Here is a 4,803-nt window from a genome sequence, read left to right as displayed (position 1 = left end):
CCGCCTTCGGGCTGCGCAGTTGTCTTGCCGTCACCGCCGTGACAGTCCAGACGCACTCGGCTGTCGAGCACGTCAAGCTTGTGCCGTCGGAGCTTGTCGCCGCTCAGATGCGCGCCGCGTTCGCTGCCAACGCTGTCGCGGCCGTCAAGATAGGCATGATTGGGACATCGGCGGCTGTTGAGGCAGTCGGCGCTGTTTTGGTCAACCGCCAAGTGCCTGTGGTACTCGACCCGGTCCTGGCCTCTACCTCGGGACGCAATCTGCTGGCGGACGATGCCATTAATATGCTGCGCCACGATCTGATGCCGATCTGCCGGCTTGTAACGCCTAACCTGGTCGAGCTGGCTGCGTTTACCGGCTCGTCACCCGCCGCGGACGAAGAAGGGGCTTGTCGTCAGGCTGAAGAGCTATCGAGGACGGTGAGGACCGCCGTACTCGTCAAGGGCGGCCATGCACAAGGAACCCGTTGCGTCGACGTGCTTTTGCAGCCGAACCAACCTGCAGTTCGGTTCGAGGCGCCCCGCTTGCCGCGAGGGATGCGCGGAACGGGTTGCATGATGGCCAGCGCAATCGCCGCCTCGCTTGCTCTTGGAGCGTCGCTGGAAGCGAGCGTGCGCCAAGCCAAGCAACATGTTTTCGATGCGCTTGCCGGATCGAAGGACATCGGGCCGAGAGGCTGATCGGGCCGAACGTATCCAACGCTCCGATCAAGTCTGGCAGGCGATCGTGGGTCTACTCCTAGGACATGAAGGCCCTATCCGAGGGGTGAGAATGCGGCATACACGGTCGCTTTCGCCTATCAACAACACGCCGCTTTGAGGAGGAAGCCGCATGCCTCTGTGCCAACCGGTTGATGGGTCATCCGAAACCCGCACCTAGTCGTCGCTAGCGACCGCATGCCGCTTGGCACGTTGTTGGGTGGGCGAACGTTCGAACCGGGGTTAGCCAACTCGAGCCATAATTGCGGATTGAATCGCCGTTGCGGTATATAGGGAAGCATCTAACGACAGATCCCCAAACGCCGGTTGACAAAGGAGGTAGTTTGCACCTGCCGCTTCCAGCTGATCAAGAAGAGCTTGTCCCGCAGAAGCTGCCGTTCCTACCACGCACAATTCCTTCTCGATTGCTGCATCGAAGCTCAGCGGCAGGTTTGGTGGAGTCGGCATGCCATTGAGATCATAAAGGAATTTAAAGCTCTTGAGCCACCGTTCGTAAGCAGGTGCAGCGAGTGAACGTGCATCTGTTTCAGAACGCCCAATCACGACCATTCGGAGCAATCCAAGAAATGGCGCTTGGTCGTCCGCCTCACTGGTGTGCTCTCGACCGGCGCGGAAGGCATCAGTGATTCTTCGAACGGAAGAGGAAGGTCCCACGCACGCGATGTTCACGCCATTCGCAGCGGCCCAGACTGCCGATTCCGGTCGATTGGTGGCGATCCAAGTCGGCGGATGTGGACGCTGATGAGTTCTTAGCGTCAGCGGAACGCTGTTCAACTCAAAATGGCGACCTTGATAGGATAGCGTGCCACCCTTCAGCGCATTGATAAGAATTTCGCTGGCTTCCGCATAGTGGTTTGGCGCCGCGTCCGAGCCAATCCCGAAGTAACCCAATTCGATCGGGAGCGAGCCGCGCCCTATCCCAAGTTCGAGCCTGCCACCGCTCAATTGGTCCAGCATACAGATCTCTTCGAACGCACGTAGCGGATGATAGAGGGCAAGCAGCATTACCAACGGGCCGACACGAAGGCGCCGGGTTCGCTGGGCTACGCTCGACAAGAACAGATTCGGTGATGGACCTCTCCCATGTGGGGTACAATGGTGCTCCGCGAGATGATATGCATAGAACCCAAGGTGATCGCACGCCTCCGCTAACATCAGGCGATCTTCGTACTGTCGGGCGATATCGAGGCCGTCCTCGTCCAGATGATCGAAGATGCCGACAGCTAGGCCTGAAGGAAAGGCCTTATTCATGATATTGTCTCCATTTTTGACGCAACTAGTCCGGTTGCTTGCGTATTCCAAGCAATTTCAAGATTTCTCGCTTGTGTAATCGCTCGGATTATTGCCTGAGAAATGCTAAAGCAGAGCCTTAGCAACCTAATGCGGGGGCCTTGACATATTCAATATTCGACTAATACGACTAGCGGCACGAAGAAACGCATCCATTTGCTCTTTTGTACCGATGCTGACGCGGATGTAATTTTCCAAACCTTTATCGGGAAAGACGGCAACAAGTATTTTTTGCCTTGCAAAGGCTGATTGCCACCATGAGCCGTCCTGTCCCGTTGGCACGCGGGCAAGCAAGAAGTTTGCGTGGGAAGGGATTACGGAAAATCCAAGTTGCGAGAGCGCGAGCGTCACTCGCCGTCGTTCATGCCTGATGTGTCTGTGGTTGTCTGCATAGGCGGCGCGGTGCGCAAGGACGCTGATACCAACCGCCTGCCCGATCACATTCATGTTGAAGACGTTCTGGATGTTGCGTAGCCTGCCGATAATTTCAGGGTGACCGAAACCGAAACCGACGCGAACGCCGGCGGCAGCATAGCTTTTCGAAAATGTCCTTAAGACCAGAAGGTTCGAATAGCGATTGATGAGGCGTAGACCATTCTCGGGTGCAAAGTCGACGTAGGCCTCATCCAGCACGATCAAGCGGTCCGATTTCGCTACCAGGCGTTCGATATCGGCCACCGGAACGAACGTTCCGGTCGGATTGTTCGGATTGGCTAACAGAATGAACTTGGCGTCCTTTGCAGGACCGAAGAGCAATTGCTCCATCGGCAAAGAATGATCTTCGCTAAATTTGATTTCGACAAATTGAGCACCCTGCAACGTTGCAAGTTTGCGGTTGAACGAAAACCCTGGCGACATCATCGCCACGCTATCCCCCGGGGCAAGGAAAGCTCTGTAGACAAGTCCAAGCAATTCAGACGATCCGTTGCCGGCGATCACCTGATCCATGGAGACGCTGTAGGCATTGGCGGCTGCTTCCCTCAAGCTGATGTTATCGTCTTCTGGATATAGATACTGCCGTTCGAGAGCTGCAATCGCGCTTTGCATTATGATTGCTGGAAGCGGGAACGGGTTCTCATTCGTGTTTAGTTTTACCCAACTTGAACCCGGCGCTGGTCTATCGGATGGCAGAGCATCTAACTGTCTCGCCACTTGCGAAAGAGACGAAAGCACACTCTGAAGTTTTGCATCGGACATGTTTTTCTCCGTTTCAGTCGCAGAGGGAATCCGGGATGAACGATGGTCTAAAGCACATGGCCGACCGACGGTTCGTTCACACCGCCGTTGTCAGCACATTGACCCCGTGAGGTCGGGCGGGCTGTCCTCCCGGGTCGGATTGGCCCGACGCTCAGGTCCGCATCCACTCGTCATCGGGCCAAGGCTCCGCCAACCTCCAACGCTTGATTTGTCCCTGATATTTGCTTCGGTCGGCCTTTCAAGGACGCTTGATCTGATGCCGTATTTCCTCAGCGGGTATCCAATCTGGCGCGGCGTCAGTCCAAGCAGGCGCCGCCTTTGCCTGCACCGAGCCACATCTCTCCACGGCCGCGATGACACGCTCGCGATTTGACATACTCGCACCGCGGATTTTGACCGGTCACAGGCAAGCGCGAAAAACGCCCTGGGCGTAAGTCGGGGCGCCGCGACGTGTCGAGTGCACAGCGGTGTGATGCCTGGCCATGGGTTTCCTTTCATGAATCGCGTCCGTCGACTGACTTCTGCAGGCCGCAACCGCACGTTGATTCACGAGACCGGAATGGGGCGGGCGAGTCAATCGAGCTTTCTTTCATCCGCGAAAGGAAACTCTGCGCTCATGATAGAATTCCATCAGTTTCATATACCTCCGGTAGATGATATCGAACGGCAGAATGTCTACCCGGCGTCCCCGCGGTGCCGGTGCTGATGGCCCGGGCCATCAGTCTAATCAGCTCCTGGCAAAGCTGGCGCCAGTGGCGTGGCGACCGCCATTGCGACGATGTCATCTACGAGGGCCGACCGCGACTCCGGCGTGATTTCATCACAATCGCGACAAGGTCTTGACCTTTGCCCACCTCGCGGAGCGGCTGATGGCCCCCTGTCCCGGACCAGCTGCGCTGCGCCGTTTCCCAAACGTCTAGGTCACATTTTCGAAGTGCGTGTTGGAATCGGTGATTCCGTATCACATTATCGCCACGTTTTAGCCGCGACGTGGTGGCAATCTGCCACCAGAAAGCCGGCGTTGCCCTGAGACGGTTCGGTCCGGCATCGACTCAAACCAGCCCCCCGCTTAAGGGTCAGTGCCGGATCGAACGCTTCTTGCATCTCTTTTTGAAGGAAATCAGGTGCGACGCCCGAAAAGCAAACGGCGGCCATTAGAAGCAAGCTGATCCGCTCCATTGATCGATACATGGTCCGCCAAATTGCACAGCGCGCCAAGGATCTGCAAATCAACGATGGTTTGAGGCGGCGGCTGCCAGGCGAGACACATCTCGGGCCGGTAGGGCCATTCCGAGCGCCAGCGCGCGAGATGCTTCGGATCGGAAGTGTTGCGCAGCTCACTTCTCGAGGATCGATCCGGTCGCAAAGACGCATCACGGATCGTCGTGCTCGACCAGTAGAATTGAAACATTGTCGGCCTAAGCATCTCGATCTTGTCGGCGACCTCGGCTTTTTCGGTCGCGTTTAAGCCGGCCAGTGGCTCGCCCAGCGGCATGATACGAGGTCCAGCCGCCAAAGCTGTCGAGATGCTAAGCATTCGACGGAGCCCGCCAGGAAGATTTCCCGCCGAACTAGCTCGTTGGCCTCGATGTCGATG

The 4,803-nt window shown here is 57.0% G+C and carries 4 protein-coding genes; 1 reads left to right on the top strand and 3 read right to left on the bottom strand.

Translation table 11 applies throughout. The annotated features are described in order from the left end of the window. Positions 1-680, top strand: a 680-nt coding sequence (locus C1D09_RS26560) for a hydroxymethylpyrimidine/phosphomethylpyrimidine kinase (protein WP_143977026.1), incomplete at its 5' end; no start/stop codon positions are given. Between the two features lie 261 nt (positions 681-941). Here C1D09_RS26560 and C1D09_RS26555 read toward each other — a convergent pair. From C1D09_RS26555 to C1D09_RS26540, 3 genes are all read right to left on the bottom strand, one after another. Continuing rightward, complete coding sequence (locus C1D09_RS26555; RefSeq protein WP_143977025.1) at positions 942-1,970, bottom strand: LLM class flavin-dependent oxidoreductase; 1,029 nt, start codon at positions 1,968-1,970, stop codon at positions 942-944. A gap of 126 nt (positions 1,971-2,096) precedes the next feature. Next, complete coding sequence (gene hisC, locus C1D09_RS26550; protein WP_143977024.1) at positions 2,097-3,206, bottom strand: histidinol-phosphate transaminase; 1,110 nt, start codon at positions 3,204-3,206, stop codon at positions 2,097-2,099. A gap of 1,120 nt (positions 3,207-4,326) precedes the next feature. Beyond that, positions 4,327-4,701: a hypothetical protein gene (locus C1D09_RS26540; RefSeq protein WP_143977023.1), complete on the bottom strand. Its 375-nt coding sequence runs from the start codon at positions 4,699-4,701 to the stop codon at positions 4,327-4,329. Positions 4,702-4,803: the final 102 nt, after the last annotated feature.

Source organism: Mesorhizobium intechi (genome assembly GCF_002879535.1).
In the GTDB taxonomy this organism is placed as follows: Bacteria; Pseudomonadota; Alphaproteobacteria; order Rhizobiales; family Rhizobiaceae; genus Mesorhizobium; species Mesorhizobium intechi.
Note: the sequence above shows the minus strand (reverse complement) of the source record. Positions and strands in the feature narration are given on the sequence as shown.

Excerpts from the sequence above, each read along its gene's own strand:
- C1D09_RS26555 (WP_143977025.1), bottom strand. The coding sequence starts at position 1,970 with ATGAATAAGGCCTTTCCTTCAGGCCTAGCTGTCGGCATCTTCGATCAT.
- hisC (WP_143977024.1), bottom strand. The coding sequence starts at position 3,206 with ATGTCCGATGCAAAACTTCAGAGTGTGCTTTCGTCTCTTTCGCAAGTG.
- C1D09_RS26540 (WP_143977023.1), bottom strand. The coding sequence starts at position 4,701 with ATGCCGCTGGGCGAGCCACTGGCCGGCTTAAACGCGACCGAAAAAGCC.